Here is a 3,424-nt window from a genome sequence, read left to right on the forward strand (position 1 = left end):
ACAGAGACATCCTCGACAAGGTCGTTGCCAAGGGAAGGGATCCCAAGAGCGTGAAAGTCAAGGAAGTTATGACCCAGAATCCTGTCACCATAGAGGACGACTATGACATCGGTGACGCAATCGACAAGATGATGGACAAGGGAATTAGAAGACTCCTCGTTACGAGGCTTGGGAAGCCGATAGGCTTCGTCACGGCCGCCGATCTTCTCGCTGCGCTCAACGCATACAACAACGAGAGCGAAGAGGAGGCCAGCGAGGAGACCGAGGTCTACGGAATCTGCGAGCTCTGCGGGCAGTACGGGCCGCTCTACAAGGTCTACATTGAGGGCGGGGAAAAGTGGATATGCGAGAGCTGCAAGGACAGCCTCAACCTCTGAGACCCTTCAGCTCCTTCATTATCTCATCTAGGATTATTCCAAACTCCGCGTTTCTGTTCTCGACGCTTAACGTGTGGAGCCTCCCGAGGGGGCGAAATCTGTCTACAAAGTGTCTATGAACAACGGCCAACAGCGGTTTTTCTGACTTCAGAACATCGCCAACGACGCGGATAAACTCGTCGCTCTTATACTCCATGGGGCCGATTTCGTCTATGACGATTAAGTCCGCCTCATCAATGGCACGCCTTATGGCGGGAACGGCAACCCTCTCTATCTCGTCGACGTGGACGACGTACTTCCCGAAGGGGGTACCCGGCAGGTGGGAGGTTCCCCTGATGCTCGCCAAAGTTCCTTCTTCGCCGGTGTCGATTGCAGTGATTTTGAAGCCGACGCGCCTCCCACCCCTTCTCACTTCCCGCGTTATCATTCCGCCGACGATGTAGCCCCAGCGGTCAACTTCTTTGGCTACCCTTTCGACGAGGGTTGTCTTCCCGACACCCGCCGGGCCTGTTACGAAGATTCTCAGCACCATTTGATTCACCTGAGAAAGTTTGGCAGGGGGCATTTAACCCTTTGGGCAAAGGATCGGGAATCCGGATATGCGCACCACTTACGGGCATACACAGGCCACTGCGATGGTAACTTTTTAAAAGGGTAACGTGATTGACACGAACGATGGGGGTAGTGATAAAATGATCGAGGTTCAAAACCTTGAGAAGTTTTACGAGTTCGGGAAGGCCCTTGCCCTGAGGGACGTTAGCATCACCTTCGAAGACGGGCGCTTCTACATCATCGCCGGCCCCTCCGGGAGTGGGAAGACGACGCTGCTCAACATTCTAACGGGGATTGACAGGCCTACCAGTGGGCAGGTGATAGTTGATGGAAAGGACATCACGGCGATGAAGGAGAAAGAGCTCCGAAAGTTCCGTCTTGAGAACTTCGGGATAATCTTCCAGTTCTTCTACTTGGTGCCCTACCTTACCGGGCTGGAAAACGTGATGCTGCCCATGAGGTACTCAAAGAAAATCGGAAACCCCTCTGAAAGAGCGCTGGAGCTTTTAAGGCTCGTCAATGCAGAGCACTTGAAGGACAAGAGGCCGAGCGAGATGAGCGGGGGAGAAATGCAGAGGGTCGCAATAGCGAGGGCTTTAGCGAACAGGCCAAGATACATCTTTGCAGATGAACCAACGGCCAACCTTGACTGGGAGAACAAGCTCAGGATCTGGGAGCTTCTGAGGAGGGTAAACGAAGAAGAGGGCGTTACCGTCATAGCCTCCACCCACGAGAGGGAATTCTTCCGCTTTGCAGACGTTCTGATAACCCTCAAGGACGGTGAGGTGCATGAGGTTAAAAGCAACCCTCAGAAAGCTTAGGGGCGAAAAGAAGAAAGCGGCCGCTGTTTTTATCGTGTTCTTCGTCGTGAGCCTCGGCTTCAACTTCACTCTCTCTGCAGTTGGGAGCATTGGCAAAGCCGTCGAGGACTTCGCGGAGACCGGAAACGTCGAGTTCGTCGTTTCAGGTATCTCGGTTGAGAACCTGACCCGGTTTGGAGAAGTCGTGAACTACATCTACTTCAAAGAGACCGAGGTAACGTTGAACGGAAAAAGCTACGAAGCCATGGCAGGCTACGGTGAGTTCAGGTCGCTCGGCGTTAAAAGCCCCGATAAAGGGGTGGTGGTTCTCGCATTCCCAGAGGCCGATAAGGGGGACCGGCTCATCATCGACGGGGAGGAGTATGAGGTCAGAGGGTCTTACTACTACCTGAGCGGGGAGCCGATAGTCCTCACCAAAAGGAAAGGGACGCAGCTCTACGCGTTTATGAAGTGCAGCGATCCTGAGGCACTGGCCGAGTTCCTGATGAAAAACGCCCGGGTCGAGTACTTCGCGGACTACTCCAATGGAATCCCCTACATGGACTCAGTAAAAGGAGTCAAGGACTTCGCGATGAGCTTCCTCTACCTTCTCCTCGGGGCAGCGCTCACGGTTATCGTTGTACTCACAGCAGTCCACGCAAAGGGGAGCGTGAGGGACATCGGGACGATGAAGGCGCTCGGCCTCCCAGACTCTTTTACCGCGGCTCTCTTCATCGGCGACCACCTCCTCGTTGCGATGATCGCTTACCTGGCAGGAATTCCCATTGGAATGAAGACTGGCTACTCATACATAGCTGCGAGGTTTCCCATACCCTTCAGCCCAGACTATGCGTATCCCCTGAAGTTTGACGCGGTCATGGCCCTCGCCATCGCACTCGTCCTCTCACTGCCCTACCTCTACATCTCCAGGATAAGACCGGTAAATGCCCTCCGCTTCACGCCGCGGAAAAGCTCTCCGCTGAGGTTCTTTGCGGTCTTCTTCGTCATCTTCCTCGCGGCCTCTTCGGCATACTTCGGAATAAGGGGCGTTGAGAACCTCGCAAATTCTGACATCCCCTTCAACGTCATGGTCGTTGGCCCACCTGAGAAGATAGCCGAAGTTCCTGGTGAAAAGGCGGGCTACCTGAGCGGTCAAAGCGCTGGAGGGATAACCACAGAGGTTTACTTCCTCGATTACGGCAGCACCTTCAAGTCCACCCTGATCGGGGGCAGGTGGTTCCAGAAGCCCGACGAAGCCGTCATCGGAAAGGGCCTCGCCAAGAAGCTCGGAATAAAGGTCGGGGACACTGTTGAACTCAAGCTCCTCGGAAAGCCGGAGGAGTACGTCGTCACCGGTATAAGCGATGCACCCTTCTATGACTTTAAGGCCGTTTTCCTGCCGAAGAAACCCTTCGTCCAGGATAGAATCGCCTTCCTGAACGTGTCTAACCCCAAGGCCGCGAAGGAGGAGTACGAAAAACTCGGCCTGCGGGTGATTACAGAGGAGGACATGAAGAGAAAGATGGAAAACAACATTAGGCTCTTCAGGAGCGCCGTCTACGGGATAATCGGGATGGTAACCCTGGTGGGGATCTTGGCCCTCTTTGCACTGGTGTATTTCGAAATCGAGAGCAACGAGAGGGTCTACGCGGCTCTGAAAGCCCTCGGAATCCCCAACTCCCACGTCTGGAGGGA

Annotated in this window: 4 protein-coding genes; 3 read left to right on the forward strand and 1 reads right to left on the reverse strand. The window is 54.4% G+C overall.

Translation table 11 applies throughout. The features are described 5' to 3' along the window. Positions 1-377: CBS domain-containing protein (locus MVC73_RS04740; protein WP_297507590.1), on the forward strand; the 377-nt coding region annotated here is incomplete at its 5' end. On the opposite strand, the gene MVC73_RS04745 is transcribed toward MVC73_RS04740, so the two are convergent. Then, positions 367-909 (reverse strand): NTPase, encoded by a 543-nt coding sequence (locus tag MVC73_RS04745; protein WP_297507599.1) that lies wholly within the window; start codon positions 907-909, stop codon positions 367-369. The two genes, MVC73_RS04740 and MVC73_RS04745, sit on opposite strands and share 11 nt — an antisense overlap. Positions 910-1,036: 127 nt before the next feature. Between MVC73_RS04745 and MVC73_RS04750 the strand changes: the two genes are divergently transcribed. Continuing rightward, positions 1,037-1,750 (forward strand): ABC transporter ATP-binding protein, encoded by a 714-nt coding sequence (locus MVC73_RS04750; RefSeq protein WP_297507593.1) that lies wholly within the window; start codon positions 1,037-1,039, stop codon positions 1,748-1,750. Next, positions 1,719-3,424: FtsX-like permease family protein (locus tag MVC73_RS04755; RefSeq protein WP_297507596.1), on the forward strand; the 1,706-nt coding region annotated here is incomplete at its 3' end. The genes MVC73_RS04750 and MVC73_RS04755, both read left to right, overlap by 32 nt.

Source organism: Thermococcus sp. (assembly GCF_027052235.1).
Taxonomy (GTDB): Archaea; Methanobacteriota_B; Thermococci; order Thermococcales; family Thermococcaceae; genus Thermococcus.

Excerpts from the sequence above, each read along its gene's own strand:
- MVC73_RS04745 (WP_297507599.1), bottom strand. The coding sequence starts at position 909 with ATGGTGCTGAGAATCTTCGTAACAGGCCCGGCGGGTGTCGGGAAGACA.